The organism is Actinomadura geliboluensis, from assembly GCF_043197915.1.
GTDB classification, from domain to species: domain Bacteria; phylum Actinomycetota; class Actinomycetes; order Streptosporangiales; family Streptosporangiaceae; genus Spirillospora; species Spirillospora geliboluensis.
Genome location: NZ_JBICUA010000003.1, coordinates 662,005 through 678,275 on the forward strand (window position 1 = coordinate 662,005; position 16,271 = coordinate 678,275).

Sequence of the window (16,271 nt, forward strand, 5' to 3'; positions counted from 1 at the left end):
GACTAGACAGACCGGTCTACAAACTTCACAGCGCATCCGGAGCTTCTCGCAGTGTTTCGACGGTAAGTCCCCATTTCACAAGGAATGATTGAGACCTTGGAAGAAACTCGCGAGCGAAAGTTCCTGTCGAGATATTGACATCTTTCGGGGCACCTTCCCGTGGACCCGGCCCTGGCCGTGGGGAGGTGCGCCGCCGTCAGCCCTGCTCGGGAGGCGGCGGCGCGGTGCTCTTGCGGACGACGAGGCTGGTCGACAGCTCCAGCCGCGTCGCGACCGGCTCCCCGTTGCGGATGCCGAGGATGATCTGCGCGGCGGACTCCGCCATCTGCCGCAGCGGCTGGTGGACGGTCGTGAGCGCTGGGCTCGCCCAGGGCGCCACCGCGACGTCGTCGTACCCGACCACCGACAGGTCGTCCGGGACGCGCAGTCCGTGCACCCGCGCGGCCTCCAGCACGCCGAGCGCCTGCAGGTCGCTGCCGGCGAAGATCGCGGTCGGCCGGTCGGGCCGGCCGAGCAGCTCCATCGCCCGCTCGAAGCCGCCGTCCACGTGGAAGTCGCCGTAGGAGACGTACGACGGCTCGACGTCCAGCCCGGCCATGCTCATCGCGGAGCGGAAGCCGTCCAGCCGCGCGACCGAGCACAGCATGTCCGCCGGCCCGGTGATGATCGCGATGCGCCGGTGCCCCTGGTCGATGAGGTGCCGGGTCGCCGCGAGGCCGCCGGACCAGTTGGCCGAGCCGACCGACGGGACGTCGGGCTCGGGGTCCCCGGCGGGGTCGATGATGACGAACGGGATCGAGCGGGACCGCAGCCGCTTCTTGTACTCCGGCGGCATGCTGGAGAACAGCAGCACGACGCCGAGCGGGCGGCGGCGCAGCACCCCGCTGATCCACTCGGGGCCGGGGGAGTGCCGGGTGCCGCTCTCGGTCAGCACCAGGCTCGCGCCGTTGGCCTTGGCGACGCTCTCCACCCCGCGGATCAGCTCCATGGTCCACAGGCTCTCGATCTCGTGGAGGACGATCTCGATGAGCGGCGCGTCGGGGCCCGACCGGGAGCCGCGCCGGTAGCCGTGGTGCTCCAGCAGGCGCTCCACCCGGAGGCGGGTCTTGCGGGCGACGTCCTCGCGGCCGTTGAGCACTTTCGAAACTGTCGAAATGGAGACTCCGGCCTGATCGGCCACTTGGGCCAGGGTCACCCGGCCGGGTTCGTCCTCCTGCTGCATGCTGGAAGCATAAGGATCTCGGCGGCGGCTCCGAAAGCCGGTACCCGCGCGGAGACGCACATCACTGCCGCGCGTAGCGCTCGACGGCCGCGATGAGCAGGTCCTCCGCGAGGTCGTAGACCCGGTCGACGTCCTCGGCGGTGCCGGTGAACCGGCCGTTGGCCTCGGACGCCGCGAGCCCCAGCCCGATCGTGTCCAGCAGCCGCTGCAGCGGCGGGACGACGTCGTCCGGCACCCCGGCGCTGCGCAGCATCGCCTGCACCGCGTCGCGGGCCCGCCGGGCCTCCCCGGTCACGGTCGGCCGCGTGAACAGCAGCAGGAACACCGCCGGATGGCGCCGCGCGACCTCGCGCACCCCGGCGCCGAACGCGCGGAGCCGGTCCTGCCAGGGCAGCGCGGGGTCGTCGTCCGGCAGTTCCCGGATGAGGCGCTCGACCAGGCCGTCCAGGAGGCCCTGCTTGTCGCCGACGTACCGGTAGAGCGCCATCGGCGTCACGCCGAGCCGGTCGGCGACGCCGCGCATGCTCACCGCGTCGAGGCCGCGCTCCTCGGCGAGTTCCAGGGTCGCGTCCAGCACCTCCTCGCGGGTGAGGCCGCGGGTGCCGCGACCGCGCGGCGCGGGGGTCTTCATGACCGGCAGTCTAGCGGTTAATATACGCCGTATATCTACACCGTATATTAACGAGAGGTCCGGACCCATGCCCCCTCGCCAGCCCCCTCGCCGGCGCCCGGCCTGGACCCTCGCGGTCGCCTCGGCCGCCGGGTACCTGCTCGTCCTCGACCTCGTCGGGGTGAACATCGCGCTCCCCGACATGCGCCGCGGCCTCGGCGCCGGCCTCGCGGAGGTGCAGTGGGCGGTCGACGCCTACGCGCTCGCGCTCGCCGGGCTGCTGCTGACGGCGGGCGCGCTGGCCGACCGGCTGGGCCGCCGCCGCATGCTGCTCGGCGGGCTCGCCGCCTTCACGGGCGCGTCCCTGGCCTGCGGGCTCGCGCCGTCGGCGCCCGTGCTGGACGCCTTCCGCGCCGTGCAGGGGATCGGCGCGGCCGTGCTCTACGGGACGGCGTCGCCGCTGCTCGCGGCGGCGTATCCGGCGGGCCGGGGCCGCAACCGCGCGCTCGGGGTGTACGCCGCCGCGGCGGGCGCCGCCATCGCGACAGGCCCGCTGGTCGGCGGCGCGCTCACCGGGCTGCTCGGCTGGCGGGCGATCTTCTTCCTCAACGTGCCGGTCGGCGTCGCCGCGTTCGCCGTCGCCGCCCTGACCGTGCCCGAGTCGCGGGACCCGCGGCCCCGCCCGCTCGACCCGGCCGCCGCCGTGCTCCTGACGGCGGGCCTCGGCGGGCTGCTGTGGGCGCTCATCGAGATCCCCCGGCTGGGCTGGCACGCGCCCGGCGTCCTGGTCCCGGCGGCGGCGGGCGCCGCCGCGCTCACCGTCCTCGCGCGGCGACGCGTCCCCGAACCCATGATCGACCTGTCGCTGCTGCGGGACGGCCTGTACACGGCGAACGCGTCCGCCGCGCTGTTCTCGCACGCCGCCGGCACCGGGTCCCTGGCCTACTTCTCGCTCTACGTGCAGGGCCCGATGGGCACCCCGCCGGCGCAGGCGGGCCTCTGGTTCCTCACCTACAGCGCGCCGGCGCTGGCCGCGCCGCTGCTGCTCGCGCGGGTCGCGCACCGCGTCCCGTCCGCCGCGCTCGTGGCGGCCGGGCCGCTGCTGACCGTGCTGTCGACGCTGCTGCTCGCCGCGACGTACCGGACGGGCTCGTGGCCCGCGATGGTGCCGGGATTCGCCCTCGGCGGGCTCGCGGCGATCGGCAACCTGGTGTCCAGCCAGGTCGCCCTGGAGGCGGCCCCGGCCGAGCGCGCGGGCGTCGCCGCCGGGATCACGAACACCGCCAAGCAGCTCGGCATCGCGGTGGGCGTCGCGGTCCTCGGCGTCCCCTACGGCCTGGCCGGGACCGGCGGGATGCTGCTCACCGCGGCGGCGCTGGCCCTGGCCGGCGCGCTTCCGGCCCTCTACCTCCTGAGCGCCAGCCGGTCGAGGCGCAGGCCGGTGAAGGCGCCCGCGGTCACGCCGCGCACCCGCTCCGACCAGACCAGGTGATCGTGGGCGGACCACAGCGGCATCGCGGGCATGTCCCGCAGCATCGCGCTCTCCGCGAGGCGCGCGGGGATCACGCCGTCGTCGGCGGTGGCGGCCTTCTCGGCGTCGGCGACGAGGCCGGTCGTGTAGGCGTCGTCGAACCCGGTCCCGGCGGCCAGCAGCGGGGTGAGCGCGGCGACGGGCGCGGGGTAGGCGGCCGTGGTGTGGACGACGAACGGGCCGTCCACCTCGCGGCCGGCCACGGCCTCGCGGAGGCCGGTGACCGGGCGGGGGCGCGCGTCGAGCTCGAGTTCCTTGCGGAGCTGGTCGGCGACCGCTTTGACCCAGGCGTCGTCGCCCCGGTCCGCCTCGTACCAGATGTTCAGCGGCCCCGTCAGCCCGCCCGCGTCGGAGAGCGCGGCGACCGCGGCCTTCGAGTCGTGCACGCACAGCCGGCACTGCCCCTCGCGGCGGCCGGGGAGGATGCCCGGCGCCATGAGGGAGTCGGCCGGGGAGTACTGGTGCCCGAGCGCCCCCTCGGTCACCGCGGACCGGTCGATCGCCATCGACAGCGCCGACCGGACCGTGGGGGACGCCAGCCGCTCCGCCCACGCCGGGAAAGCCAGGTACGTCACGTCCCGGCCGGGGACGGCGCGGTGCCGCTTCCCGAAGTCGGCCTCCATCGACTCGTGCCGGTCGGGCGGCACCTGCGTGGCGACGTCCAACTCGCCCGTGGCCGTGGCGCTGTACTGCGCCTTCGCGTCCGGCATCACTTTCACGGCCACCGAGCGGCCCTTGCCCGACCGGGGCCGCAGGACGATCTCCCGCGCGCTCCGCGACGCCACCGTGAACGGGCCGTTCCCGACCGGTCTCCGACCATAGGACGCCCAGTCGCGCGATGTGAGGACGCTGTCGGGGAGCGGGAAGAACGCGGGGTCGCCGAGGAGGGCGGGGAATCCGCTCAGCGGACGGTCGAGCGTCACCTCGAAGGCCAGGTCGTCCTTCACCTTGAGCCCGGCCATGCTCTCCGCGCCCCGCCGGGCGCCCTTGACGTGCGCGACGTCGGTGAACAGGCGCGCGCCCGCCCAGCCCTCGCGCAGGGCGGCCGTCCAGGCGCCGGTGAACGAGCGGGACGTGACGGGCGAGCCGTCCTGGAACGTCGCGCCGGGCCGCAGCCGGACCGTCCACACCCGCCGGTCCGGGCTGGTGACCGACGCGGCGGCGGCGCTCGCGGGCGCGCCGGTCTCCGGGTCGTAGGAGACGAGGCCCGTCCACACCGCGTTCGCGATCATGCGACCGGACGTGTCGCGGACGTCGCCCGGCAGCAGCGTCGCCGGGGCGGCGGCGCCCACCGAGATCCGCGGGTCGGCGGGCTCGCTCCACGCCCGCAGGGCCGCGACGGGGGCCAGCAGCACCACCACCGCCCCGGTGACCAGGGCCGCGGTACGCGTGGAACTCTTCATGCCTCTCCTGGGAGCCGGAGCCGGCCGACGCCGCGAGCGTAGAGCAGCCGGACAGGTCCCACCAGTCCTTACGGTCCTGAGTCCATTTCGTGACCGGCCGCCTGTTGATCAAGCACGTGGCCGCGGTCACACTGGCGCTTGCGATGATCCTCTTCCGTGGAGGCGCGATGCTCCCCCGCACATCCATCCCCGCCGGGCGCCTGATCCAGGGCGGCGTGGCGGTCGCGGCGTCCGTGGCGCTGCTGGCCGGCAGCGCCTGGGCATGCCCGCCCGAGCCCGAGAACCAGACCACCCAGGCCGCGGGGCAGGCCGCCCAGGCGGAGGGGACCGGCGGCCACGCCGGGCACTTCCACCGGGCGGACGCCGCGGCGACCGAGAAGTCCGAGGCGGTCAAGGGCGTGCGGCGCGTCGGCGGCGTGACCGACGCCAAGGGCGCCATCTCCCTGATGTTCATGGACTACGGCCACGGCCGGCACAAGCGCACGATCATGTACGCGACCGGCGACTTCGGGCTGAAGGCCTACGACATCACCGCCGACCCCAAGGTCCCCAAGCTGGTCGGGCAGCTGAACATGCCCGGCATGTGGGAGACCGAGGACACCGACTTCGACCCCAAGCGCAAGATCATCTACCTGTCCCGGGACCCGCGCGCGTTCGGCGGCAACACCCGGACCGGCGAGTCGGGCATCTACGTCGTGGACGCGTCCAAGCCGGAGAGCCTGCGCCAGATCACCTACGTCAAGGTCCCGGCCGGGCACACCACGACGTGCGTGAACGACTGCAAGTACCTGTGGACGGGCGGTCCCGCCAAGGCCGACTGGATGCCCGCCGACTGGGGCGGCCGCCCGGTCTGGGTGACCGACGTCCGCAACCCGGCCAAGCCGAAGGTCCACAAGGACCCGATCGACACCGGCCGCAACGACGGCAAGACCGACTACACCCACGACATCCAGGTCGACTCCAACGGGGTCGCGTGGGCGTCCGGGCGCGGCGGCGTGCGCGGGTACTACACCACCGGCCGCCACTACGACCCGGTGGCGAAGAAGTGGCGGAAGGCCACGGCCGTCGACCCCGTCCCGTTCGCGGGCGGAGGCCTCGACGAGGCCACCACCAATTCCACCTTCATGCACAACAGCTACCGGGCAGTGGGCGGCACGCGGAACCAGGCCGCCGACCCGCGCAGGTGGGGCAACGGCAAGCTGCTGTACATCACCGAGGAGACGTTCAACGACGGCTGCGCCAACGACGGGCTGCTCGTCATCGCGTCGCTGGAGGGCTCCTACGGCGGTGAGGGCTGGCGGTCCACGCCGGAGAACAAGTTCCGCCTGCACACCGTCGGAACATGGGGCGTCGCGGGCAAGGAGGGCAGCGACCCCACCAGCACGGACTGCTCCGCCCACTACTTCGACGTCCGCGACGGCGTGATCGTCCAGTCGTTCTACTCGCAGGGCACGCGGTTCCTGGACGTCCGCGACCCGACGAACCCCCGGCAGGTCGCCTACTACCGGCCGGCGGACGCCGCGTCCTGGCAGCCCTACTGGCACGGCAAGTACGTCTACGTCGCCGACAACACGCGCGGCGTCGACGTCCTGGAGCCGACCTTCCGCTGACACCGCCGCACACGAAGGCCCGCCCCGGCCAGGGGCGGGCCTTCGCCGTCACAGCGCCGGTCTGTATCTGAGACCAGTCGTGTCAGCGCCCGTCGTGTGAGCGCTTGTCGCCGGGGTGGCGGGCGGTGCGCTCGGCGGCCTGGACGGCGGACCCGGCGGCCCGGCGCAGCTGGTGCCCGGCCTGCTGGACGACCTGGACCGGCCGGGCGGGCAGGTGCCGCTCCGCGCCGCGGTGCCGCCGCCAGTGCTCCCGGGCGCGGGCCCGGTGCTCGACGCGCAGGTTCTCGATGAGGCGGTCGACGTCCATCGACACCTCCCCGTACAGCGGCCACAGGTCCCCGGCCGCGGCCCGCCCGTGCAGCTCCCGGCGGAGCCGGGCGCGGCGCTCGCGGGCCACGTCCACCCGCACCTCCAGATCGTGCTCGGCGTAGAACGGGCGGGCGTCGCGGGCGAGGTCGGAGCGGGCGAGGCGGCCGTAGGCGGCGATGCTCGCGGCGATCCCGGCGAGGGCGTCGCCGAGTTCGCGGCGCAGCAGCGGGTCGGTCATCAGCCGGCCCCGCTCGCCGAACCGCTCGTCGTCGGCCAGCGACCGGGTCAGCCCGCGCAGCGAGAGCATGCAGTGCTCCATGGTCTCCATGGCGTTGCGCAGCGCGACGCCGGCGTCCACGAGCCGCCGCGCCCGCGGGTTGAGCCGGACGCTCTCCTCGGCGGCGCCGAGGTCGCGGTCGGTCCGGCCGATCCCGCGGGCGAGCCGCTCGGCCTCCTCCTGCCAGCGGGCGGCCTCGCCCGCGGTCCGGTCGCCGCGCAGCCCCTCGGCGATCTCCTCGATCAGCGTCCGCAGCTTGCCCGAGATGTCCTCGACGGCCTCCTCCGCCGGGCGGACCCGCACCGAGGGGACCAGCAGCGTCGCGGCCAGCCCGGTGGCGGCGCCGATCAGCGTCTCCAGCACCCGCTCGGCCGCGCCCGCCTCGCTGGCCGCGCCCAGCGCGAAGATCAGCATCGCGGAGATCGGCACCTCCAGCACGTGCTCGCCGAGCCGCAGGACGTGCCCGATGACCAGCGCGGCGAGGATGGTGAGGCCGAGCGTCCACCAGGAGAACCCGATGGTGCTCGCGGCCATCACCGCGACCAGCACCCCGGAGGTGACCGCGGCGACCCGCAGGATGCTCGCCTTGATCGTCCCGACGACGGAGAACTGCACGACGAGCAGCGCGGTCAGCGGGGACAGCAGCGGCTGCGGCCCGCCCGCCGGCAGCACGGCCGTGGCCAGCACGAACGCCAGCACGGCGGTGAGCGTCAGCCGGGCGATCTTGTAGGCGGTGGACTGCACCTCCGTCGCGACGCGGAGCGGCGGGCGGCGGGCGCGGCGGCCGTCACCGGACGCGCGGTCGCCCGCACGGGAGCGGCGGCGCAGGAACGGGAGCGACATGCCGGGAGTCCTTCCCGCACGCTGGCAATATTGCGGCAAAGTCCCAGAATGCGGGTCAGATCACGTCCGCCGGCGGGCCCGGAACGCGGCGACGTTCGTCCGGTTCGCGCACGCCTCCGAGCAGAACCGGCGCCGCCCCGCGCGGGACGTGTCGGCGTACACCCGGTCGCAGCCGTCGGCGGCGCAGACCCCGGTGCGGCCGAGGCCGTGCTCGACGATCAGCTCGGCGAGGTTCATCAGCGTGGTCGCCCGGAACCGGTGGGTGAGCCGGGACGAGGGCGGCGCGTAGTGCATGTGCAGGCCGTGCGGCTCGTGGTCGGACAGGTGCGGGTGCATGGGGATCTCCAGCATCAGCCGGTTGAGCAGCGCCGTCGCGTCCTGCAGCCGCTCGGCCTCGAAGAACGGCCGCAGGATGCGGCCCCAGGCGCGGAAGTCCTCGGCGTCGGCGTCCTCGAACTCGCGCCAGAAGAACTCGTTCTCGCGCAGGATGCGGCGCAGCGCGTCCGCCGAGGCGTCCCCGCCCGCGCTGGTCACGGCGTTGACCAGCGCGGCGGCCGCCGATACCCCGTGGCTCTTGTAGCCCGTGACGCCCATTACCCCTGCCTCCGGTTCACCCTGACGTCTGTAAATGTTATCTTGGATACAACCCTTACAGACGTCCCTGGGGATGCGCCGTGGAATGCCCGCGCTGTGGCTGGCCCGAGTCCGATGTGTACGAGGTGCTGTCGCGGCACCTGACCTCCGAGGGCGTGGTGACCTACACCCGCTGCGCGTGCGGCCGGCTGCAGATGCGCGTGCAGCGGTTCGACGCGGGCCCCGTCGTGGCCGCCGGCCGCGCAGACGGCGCGGCGCCGGACCGCCTCTGACCGGCCTGCTTCTAACCGGACCGCCTCTGACCGCACCGCACCTCCCTCAGTGGCGCCAGCGGGTGGCGGCGGCGATCTCCTCCGGGGTCGCGCCGTCCAGCAGGTCGATCTCCCCGCGCCGGACGGTCGCGACCGTGTCGACGACCGCCTCGCCGAGCGCGTCCCGCAGCGCGGCGTCCGCCTCGAACGCCGCGACCGCCGCCGCGAGGGAGGCCGGCAGCGGCGTGATGCCCCGGGCCGCGCGCTCCTCCTCCGACAAGCCCGCGGGGTCGGTCTGCACCGGCTCGGGCAGCCGCCGGTCGGCGCCGAGGCCGTCCCGCCCCGCCGCGAGCAGCGCCGCCAGCAGCAGGTACGGGTTCGCGGCGGCGTCCAGGCACTTGACCTCCAGGTTCGCGGCCGTCGCCCGCTCGCCGTCGGCGCCGGTGATGAACCGCAGCGCCGCCTCCCGGTTCTCCAGCCCCCAGCAAGCGAAAGCGCTCGCCCAGTGCGACGGGATCAGCCGCAGGTAGCTCGCCACCGTCGGCGCCCCGACCGCCAGCAGCGCCGGGAGCCGGTGCAGGATCCCCGCCGCGAACGACTCCCCGGCGGCCGTCATCCCGTACGGGCCGGAGCCGCCCGCCATCGCGTTCGCGGGGCCGTCCGACCCGTCCCGGCGCCACAGGCTGAGATGCACGTGGCAGCCGTTGCCGACCGAGTCGGCGTCGACCTTGGGGGAGAACGACGCGGCCAGCCCGTGCTCCATCGAGACGGCCCGGACCGTCTCCCGGACGAGCACGGCGGTGTCGGCAGCGCCGAGCGGGTCCTCGGCTGCCACCGAGACCTCGTACTGCCCGGCCGCGTACTCGGGGTGCAGCTGCACGACGGTGATGCCGGTCTCCTTCAGCGCGTGCAGGACGTCCCGCAGGTATCCGGCCAGCTCGGTGACCCGCGTCATGCCGTAGGCCGGGCCCTTGCACGCGGGGACGAACGCGTCCCCCTCGCCCTTCGACACCGCCCACTCGATCTCGAACGCGGCCTTCACCGACCAGCCCCGCGCGGCGAGCCGGTCGGTCTCGCGGCGCAGCAGGGCCCGCGCGTCCAGCGGGTGCGGGGTGCCGTCCTGCGCGTACCGGAGCGCGGGCGCGTGCGCCCAGCCGGGCAGCGCCGCCATCGGCACGAGCCGCTCCAGGACGGGATGCAGCCGCAGGTCGCCGGTGGGCCCGCCGATGTACCGGCCGGAGACGATCGAGTCGTCCAGCAGGAACACGTCGAACACCGGCGACATCCCGACGCCCCACGCGGCGGCGTGCTCCAGCCGACCCACCGGGACGGTCTTGGTGCGGGTGATGCCGCTGACGTCCACCCAGGTCAGCGCGACCGCCGCGATGCCCTGCCCGGACAGCCGGCGGGCGGCCTCGGCGGCCCGCCCGCCGAGCCGCGCCCGTTCGCGCCCGTCGAGCGCGTACGCGTCGGGGCCCGGGTCGCCGGGCGCGGTCTCGGAGGTCTGTTCCACGGTGCTGGCTCCCGGTCGGAGTGGCGGCGGAGGAGGCGGGCACGGCCTGTAAGGGCCCGTAAGGGCATCGTAGGGAGAACACCGGCTTGTTTCAGGGAGGCGGGCGCCGTGCTGGAGTACCTGGAGTCGCTGCCGCTGGTCGACCACCACTGCCACGGCGTCCTCGGCCGCGACCTCGACCGGACGGAGTTCGAGGAGTCGCTCACCGAGGCGGAGACGTCGGGACCGCCCGGCGTGAGCATGTTCGACACGCAGGTGGGGTTCGCGCTGCGGCGCTGGTGCCCGCCCGTCCTGGACCTGGACGCGCACGCCGAGCCGGGCGACTACCTCGCCCGGCGGGCCGAGCTCGGCGCCGCCGAGGTCAACCGGCGGTTCCTCGCCGCAGCCGGCCTGGACGCGCTGTACGTCGACACCGGCTACAGCCCGGAGGCGATCCTCGACCCGCCGGAACTCGGCCGGCTCGCCGGGGCCGCCGCCCACGAGATCGTCCGGCTGGAGACCGTCGCCGAGCAGGTCGCGGCGGACGGGGTGGAGGCCGCGCGGTTCGCCGACGAGGTGCGCGCCCGGCTCGACGCCCGCATCGACGCGGGCGGCCCCGCCGGCGCGAAGTCGATCGCCGCCTACCGGGCCGGGCTGGAGCTGTCCGGGGAGCGGCCGTCCGACGCGGAGGCGGCGGAGGCGGCCGGGCGGCTGATGCGCGCGGCGGAGGCGGCCGGGACGGCGCCGCGCGTGTGCGACGAGGCCCTGCACCGGTTCCTCGTCTGGTGCGCGGTCGACGCCGGGCTGCCCGTCCAGTTCCACGTCGGGTACGGGGACGCGGACGCCGACCTGCGCCGCGGCGACCCGCTGCTGCTGATCGGGCTGCTGCGCGCCATGGACCCCGTCCCCGCGATGCTGCTGCACAACTACCCGTTCCACCGGCACGCGGGCTACCTCGCCCAGGTGCTCCCGAACGTCTACGTCGACGCGGGGCTCGCGACCCACAACCTCGGGCACCGCTCGCCCGCGCTGATCGCCGAGCTGCTGGAGCTGGCGCCGTTCGGGAAGGTGCTGTACTCCTCGGACGCGTTCGGGCTCGCCGAGCTGTACCACCTGGGCGCGCTGCTGTTCCGGCGCGGCCTCGCCGGGTTCCTCGCGGGCGGGGTGGAGGACGGCGCGTGGGCGGCGGCGGACGCCGAACGCGTCGCGGGGCTGGTCGCGTCGGGCAACGCCCGCCGCGTCTATGGTCGGTGATGAACGCGATCTTCTGGGAGGAACCGGCATGGCCGCACGTGCACGCCTGCTCGTCATCGGGGGCGACGCCGCCGGGATGAGCGCCGCGTCCCAGGCCCGCCGGCGGCGCGGCCCGGACGAACTGGAGATCATCGCTGTCGAGCGGGGCCACTACGCGTCCTACTCGGCGTGCGGGATCCCGTACTTCGTCGGCGGCGTGGTCGGCGACCTGGACCAGCTCATCGCCCGCACCCCCGCCGAGTTCGCCGAGCGCGGCATCGACCTGCGGATGCGCACCGAGGCGGTGGAGATCGACCCGGACGGCGGCCGGGTCCGGCTCCGCGACGTCGACGGCGGCGGCGAGCGCTGGGAGTCCTACGACGACCTGATGATCGCGACGGGCGCGGTGCCCGTCCGGCCGCCGCTGCCGGGCGTGGACGCGAAGGGCGTGCACGGCGTCCAGATCCTGGACGACGGGGTCGCGATCGTCGAGGCCCTCGAAGAGCGCGAGGCGCGCCGCGCCGTCGTGGTCGGCGGCGGCTACGTCGGCCTGGAGATGGCCGAGGCGATGGTGATGCGCGGCCTGGAGGTGTCCCTGGTGGACGCCGCGGAGCAGCCCATGGGGACGCTCGACCCGGACATGGGCGCGACCGTCGCGGACGCGATGCGCGGCCTCGGCGTGAAGCTGTACCTGGGGGAGCCGGTCGAGGGCTTCGACACCGGGCCGGACGGGTACGTCACCGCCGTCCGCACCGGGAGCCGCACGCTCCCGGCGGACCTCGTCGTCCTCGGCCTCGGCGTGAAGCCGGAGACGGGGCTCGCCCGCGCGGCGGGGATCGAGACCGGCCCGACCGGCGGCGTCGTCACCGACCGGCGGATGCGGACCCGGACCGAACGGGTGTGGGCGGCGGGCGACTGCGTCGAGAGCCGCCACCTGGTGTCCGGTGGTCCCGCCGCGATCCCGCTCGGCACGCACGCCAACAAGCAGGGCCGGGTCGCCGGCATCAACCTCGGCGGCGGCTACGCCACCTTCCCCGGCGTCCTCGGCACGGCCGTGTCCAAGATCTGCGACTGGGAGGTGGCGCGGACCGGGCTGAACGAGCGGGAGGCGGCCGCCGCCGGGTTCGCGGCGGTGACCGCGACCGTCGAGTCCACGACCCGCGCCGGCTACCACCCGGGCGCCACCGAGATGAAGACGAAGCTGGTCGCCGAGCGCCGGTCGGGCCGGCTGCTCGGCGCGCAGATCGTCGGGCGGGAGAACGCCGCCAAGCGCATCGACGGCCTCGCCATCGCGCTGTGGAACCGGATGACGGTCGAGGAGATGACCGGTCTCGACCTCGGCTACGCGCCGCCGTTCGCGCCCGTCTGGGATCCGGTGCTGGTCGCCGCCCGCAAGGCCGCCGACGCCGTCGAGGCGGACATGCGCGCCGGGTGCTGACCGGTTTCCTGATCGCTTTGTCGGTGTTCTCCCTTAACGTGTGGCGCCATGAGCACGACGGGGCCGAGGACGGCCGACGAGAACACCTGGGAGACGCCGGCCGCGTGGCGAGGGCTGATCCATCCGCGCCGCGACCGGTCCCCGCGCCGCCCGGCGGTGCGGTCCGACGACGCCGCGCGCCGCAAGGCGCGGGCGCTGCTGGACGCCGCGCGCGGCCGCGTCGAGGAGATCCTGGCCCTGCCCGGCACGACGCCCGCGCTGGCCGAGCACGCCCGCGCCTACCTGGGCGGCGCGCCCGACCCGCTCGGCGCGGCGGTGGCCGCCGCCGTCGCGGTGTCCGAGGGCGGGCTGGTCGAACTCGGCGGCAAGTCCCCGCTCCTGGACGCCTGGGCCGCCGAGCACGGCCTGCCGTTCGCCGCCTGCGCCTACGCGGAACAGCCTGCGATCACGGCCGACTACGTCCAGGCCGGGATCCAGCGGACATGGGCGGGCGTCCGCGACTCGACGGCCTCCGACTACATCGGCGGCTGGTGGGCGCGGGAGGCGGAGGCCCGGCATCTGCGCGCGCTGCTGGCCGCCGCCGACGACGACGTCTACGCCGAGGCGGTCGAGTCGCTGGCGGCCCGCCGGCGGACGTCCCGGCAGCGGCTCGTCGTCTCCTACCTGGTGCCGACCCGGCGGGACTGGGTGGACGAGGTGTGCGCGGACCCCGAGATCGAGGCCATCCCCGTCCACCACGACCTGCGCTGGATGCTGTTCTGCTCGCTCGGTGACCCGCAGCAGGTCGACGCCGACCGCCTCCCGCTCGGCTACCGCGACCGCGCCCTGAGCATCCTCGCGACCCTCGTCGACGGCACCGGGCCCGCCGGCGCCGTACCGCTGCTGACGGGCGCGTTGGACGGCGAGTACCTCGGGACCGACGCCAAGCGGACCATCCTGGGCGTCCTCGCCGTGCTGCCCGTCGACGGGGCGTTCCAGGCCCTGGTCGACCGGGTCGGCGACCGCCACGTCCCGCCCGTGCTGCTGGCCGCCGCCGGGTCGTTCCCCGCGCGGGCGATGCGGTTGCTGGCGGCGTCGGCCGGGAAGCCGGAAGTGGAAACGGTCCTGCGGCAGCACGTCCTCACCCACCCGGAACTGCTGGAGGAGATGCTGCCGGAGCTGCCCGAGGAGTCCCGGGCGGCGATCGAGCGACTCCGCGACACCGGCGCCCGGGTTCCGGAGGCGGCGCCCGAGGCGCTGCCGCCGCTGCTCACCGCCCCGCCGTGGACCCGTCCACGGACGAAGGCCAAGCCCGTCGTCATCAAGGACGTGCCGTCGCCCGGCACGCGCTCGATCGCCTGGGAGCCGGGGGAGCGCGACGCCTGGGATGCCGACCTGCACCACCGCTGGCGCTGGGCCAAGCGCCTGGACTGGAACGTCCAGGCCGCGAAGTTCCAGAAGGGGGAGCTGCCCGCCTTCCAGGAGATCACGTTCCTCGTGGAGGCGCCCGATGAACTGGTGCGCCCGCGGCTCGCCGACTGGCATCCGACCGAGGCATGGGGGATGGACGAGGCGGGCCCCGTCATCGTGGCCCGCTACGAACTGGACGCGCTCGACGGCGCCGTCCGCCTGGCGCGGCTGGACCCGACGCACTGCGGCCACATCCTGCTGCCCTACCTGAGCGACGACGTCGCGCGCCTGATGGCCGACTGGCTCGCCCGGCTCAAGCAGGCCGGGAAGACGGCGCGCGCCTGGTTCGGCCGGCACGGTCACGCGGCCGTCCCCGCGCTGCTGCCGGACGCGCTCGGCAAGGCCGGCGCCGCCCGCCGCGCCGCCGAGGGCGCGCTGCGCGCCATCGCCGAGCGGCACGGGGCCGAGGGCGTCGTGGCGGCGGCCCGCGTCCACGGCGACAAGGCCGCCGGGGCGGTCGAGGCGCTGCTGTCCGCCGATCCGCTCGACGTCCTGCCCGCGAAGATGCCGGCCACCGGCGGGTGGGCCGACGCGCGCCTGCTCCCGCAGCTCCTCCTCCGCGACCGCGCGCACGCCCTCCCGGCCGCCGCCGCCCAGCACGTGGTCACGATGCTCGCCATGTCCAAGCCCGGCGCGGAGTACGCGGGGGTGGGCGCCGTCCGCGAGCTGTGCGACCCCGAGTCGCTCGCCGGGTTCGGCTGGGCGCTGTTCCGCGCGTGGGAGGCGCAGGGGGCGCCGCCCAAGGACGGGTGGGCGCTGACGCAGCTCGGCCTGACCGGCGACGACACCACGGTCCGCGGCCTGACCCCGCTGATCCGGGCCTGGCCGGGCGGCGGCGGCCACGCCAAGGCCGTCACCGGCCTCGACGTGCTCGCCGCCATCGGCACCGACGTCGCCCTGATGCACCTGCACGGCATCGCGCAGCGCGTGAAGTTCAAGGGCCTGAAGGGCAGGGCGCAGGAGAAGATCGAGGAGGTCGCCGCCGGGCTCGGCCTGACCTCCGAGCAGCTCGCCGACCGGCTCGTCCCCGACTTCGGGCTCGACGCCGACGGCGGCATGGTCCTCGACTACGGTCCGCGCCGCTTCACCGTCGGGTTCGACGAGCAGCTCAAGCCCTTCGTCATGGACGAGGACGGCAAGCGCCGCAAGGCCCTCCCCAAGCCGGGCGCCAAGGACGACCCCGAGCTCGCGCCCGCCGCCTACAAGGCGTTCTCCACGCTCAAGAAGGACGTGCGGACCGCCGCCACCGACCAGATCCGCCGCCTCGAAGCGTGCATGGTGACGCGCCGCCGCTGGCCGGTGGCCGAGTTCACCGAGCTGCTGGCCGGGCACCCGCTCGTCCGGCACATCGTCCGGCGCCTGGTCTGGCTCGCCTTCGACGGGGCCGGGGACGGCGACGGGGACGGCGGCAAGACGACCGCGTTCCGCGTCGCCGAGGACGGCACGTTCGCCGACGTGGACGACGACGTCCTCACCCTCGCCGACTCGGCGTCCGTCGGCATCGCGCACCCCGTCGACCTCGACGTCGAGCCGTGGGCCGAGGTGTTCGCCGACTACGAGATCCTGCAGCCGTTCCCGCAGCTCGGACGGCCCGTCCACCGGCTGGCGGACGAGCAGCGCGCGTCCGGCAGGCTGGCGGAGTTCGAGGGCCGGACGGTGCCGTTCGGCAAGCTCCTCGGCCTGACGTCGCGCGGCTGGCAGCGCGGCGAGCCGCAGGACGCGGGCGTCGAGTGCTGGATCTCCCGGCGGCTCCCCGGCGGACGGTACCTCACGATCGCCCTCGACCCCGGCATCGCCGTCGGGATCCCCGACGAGTTCCCCGACCAGACGCTGGTGACGGTCGGCCTGGCCGCCCGTCCCGAGCAGTTCTGGCTCAGCACCGAGAACCCGACGGGGACGTTCGCCGACCTCGACCCGGCGACCGCGTCGGAGATCCTCGCCGACCTCGCGACCCTCACCTCCTGACCTCCTGACCCGCTTAGCCCGACCTGCCGACCCGAGAGAGAGCC

Annotated in this window: 12 protein-coding genes; 6 read left to right on the forward strand and 6 right to left on the reverse strand. The window is 74.8% G+C overall.

What is annotated here, in order from left to right; genetic code table 11:
- Positions 1-196: 196 nt before the first annotated feature.
- Positions 197-1,222 (reverse strand): LacI family DNA-binding transcriptional regulator, encoded by a 1,026-nt coding sequence (locus ACGFI1_RS13300; protein ID WP_138637615.1) that lies wholly within the window; start codon positions 1,220-1,222, stop codon positions 197-199.
- Between the two features lie 61 nt (positions 1,223-1,283).
- On the reverse strand, positions 1,284-1,853 hold the full coding sequence (locus tag ACGFI1_RS13305; RefSeq protein WP_138637614.1) for a TetR/AcrR family transcriptional regulator: 570 nt from the start codon (positions 1,851-1,853) through the stop codon (positions 1,284-1,286).
- A 67-nt stretch (positions 1,854-1,920) separates the two neighbouring features.
- On the opposite strand from ACGFI1_RS13305, the gene ACGFI1_RS13310 reads away from it, so the two are divergent.
- Positions 1,921-3,324: an MFS transporter gene (locus tag ACGFI1_RS13310; RefSeq protein WP_392785283.1), complete on the forward strand. Its 1,404-nt coding sequence runs from the start codon at positions 1,921-1,923 to the stop codon at positions 3,322-3,324.
- Here the strand turns inward: ACGFI1_RS13310 and ACGFI1_RS13315 are convergent.
- Positions 3,237-4,766, reverse strand: a complete 1,530-nt coding sequence (locus ACGFI1_RS13315) for a peptide ABC transporter substrate-binding protein (RefSeq protein WP_392785286.1) — start codon at positions 4,764-4,766, stop codon at positions 3,237-3,239. The two genes, ACGFI1_RS13310 and ACGFI1_RS13315, sit on opposite strands and share 88 nt — an antisense overlap.
- Positions 4,767-4,933: 167 nt before the next feature.
- Between ACGFI1_RS13315 and ACGFI1_RS13320 the strand changes: the two genes are divergently transcribed.
- Positions 4,934-6,376, forward strand: a complete 1,443-nt coding sequence (locus ACGFI1_RS13320) for an LVIVD repeat-containing protein (protein ID WP_386869405.1) — start codon at positions 4,934-4,936, stop codon at positions 6,374-6,376.
- Positions 6,377-6,458: 82 nt separating this feature from the next.
- Here the strand turns inward: ACGFI1_RS13320 and ACGFI1_RS13325 are convergent, their stop codons facing one another.
- Both ACGFI1_RS13325 and ACGFI1_RS13330 read right to left on the reverse strand, forming a co-directional pair.
- Entirely contained in the window at positions 6,459-7,805 is a 1,347-nt protein-coding gene (locus ACGFI1_RS13325) for an FUSC family protein (RefSeq protein WP_392785288.1), read from the reverse strand.
- Between the two features lie 60 nt (positions 7,806-7,865).
- Entirely contained in the window at positions 7,866-8,399 is a 534-nt protein-coding gene (locus ACGFI1_RS13330; protein ID WP_138637609.1) for a CGNR zinc finger domain-containing protein, read from the reverse strand.
- Positions 8,400-8,515: 116 nt separating this feature from the next.
- Here ACGFI1_RS13330 and ACGFI1_RS13335 point away from each other — a divergent pair, with 116 nt between their 5' ends.
- The gene (locus ACGFI1_RS13335; protein WP_387075039.1) at positions 8,516-8,671 is read left to right on the forward strand and encodes a hypothetical protein; all 156 of its coding nucleotides are present in this window, start codon (positions 8,516-8,518) and stop codon (positions 8,669-8,671) included.
- Between the two features lie 46 nt (positions 8,672-8,717).
- Here ACGFI1_RS13335 and ACGFI1_RS13340 read toward each other — a convergent pair whose 3' ends face one another.
- Positions 8,718-10,163 (reverse strand): hypothetical protein, encoded by a 1,446-nt coding sequence (locus ACGFI1_RS13340; protein ID WP_392785290.1) that lies wholly within the window; start codon positions 10,161-10,163, stop codon positions 8,718-8,720.
- Between the two features lie 108 nt (positions 10,164-10,271).
- Here ACGFI1_RS13340 and ACGFI1_RS13345 point away from each other — a divergent pair, with 108 nt between their 5' ends.
- From ACGFI1_RS13345 to ACGFI1_RS13355, 3 genes are read left to right on the forward strand one after another with little or no spacing between them, the layout of a single operon-like run.
- Complete coding sequence (locus tag ACGFI1_RS13345) at positions 10,272-11,396, forward strand: amidohydrolase family protein (RefSeq protein WP_392785292.1); 1,125 nt, start codon at positions 10,272-10,274, stop codon at positions 11,394-11,396.
- A 28-nt stretch (positions 11,397-11,424) separates the two neighbouring features.
- Entirely contained in the window at positions 11,425-12,813 is a 1,389-nt protein-coding gene (locus ACGFI1_RS13350) for an FAD-dependent oxidoreductase (RefSeq protein WP_386869397.1), read from the forward strand.
- Between the two features lie 48 nt (positions 12,814-12,861).
- Positions 12,862-16,227: a DUF4132 domain-containing protein gene (locus ACGFI1_RS13355; RefSeq protein ID WP_392785294.1), complete on the forward strand. Its 3,366-nt coding sequence runs from the start codon at positions 12,862-12,864 to the stop codon at positions 16,225-16,227.
- The last annotated feature ends 44 nt before the right edge of the window (positions 16,228-16,271 follow it).

What these genes read in the sequence shown, in the direction of transcription:
- ACGFI1_RS13350 (WP_386869397.1), top strand. Translation starts at nt 11,425, where the DNA reads ATGGCCGCACGTGCACGCCTGCTCGTCATCGGGGGCGACGCCGCCGGG.
- ACGFI1_RS13355 (WP_392785294.1), top strand. Translation starts at nt 12,862, where the DNA reads ATGAGCACGACGGGGCCGAGGACGGCCGACGAGAACACCTGGGAGACG.
- ACGFI1_RS13325 (WP_392785288.1), bottom strand. Translation starts at nt 7,805, where the DNA reads ATGTCGCTCCCGTTCCTGCGCCGCCGCTCCCGTGCGGGCGACCGCGCG.
- ACGFI1_RS13305 (WP_138637614.1), bottom strand. Translation starts at nt 1,853, where the DNA reads ATGAAGACCCCCGCGCCGCGCGGTCGCGGCACCCGCGGCCTCACCCGC.
- ACGFI1_RS13315 (WP_392785286.1), bottom strand. Translation starts at nt 4,766, where the DNA reads ATGAAGAGTTCCACGCGTACCGCGGCCCTGGTCACCGGGGCGGTGGTG.
- ACGFI1_RS13330 (WP_138637609.1), bottom strand. Translation starts at nt 8,399, where the DNA reads ATGGGCGTCACGGGCTACAAGAGCCACGGGGTATCGGCGGCCGCCGCG.
- ACGFI1_RS13320 (WP_386869405.1), top strand. Translation starts at nt 4,934, where the DNA reads ATGCTCCCCCGCACATCCATCCCCGCCGGGCGCCTGATCCAGGGCGGC.
- ACGFI1_RS13310 (WP_392785283.1), top strand. Translation starts at nt 1,921, where the DNA reads ATGCCCCCTCGCCAGCCCCCTCGCCGGCGCCCGGCCTGGACCCTCGCG.
- ACGFI1_RS13300 (WP_138637615.1), bottom strand. Translation starts at nt 1,222, where the DNA reads ATGCAGCAGGAGGACGAACCCGGCCGGGTGACCCTGGCCCAAGTGGCC.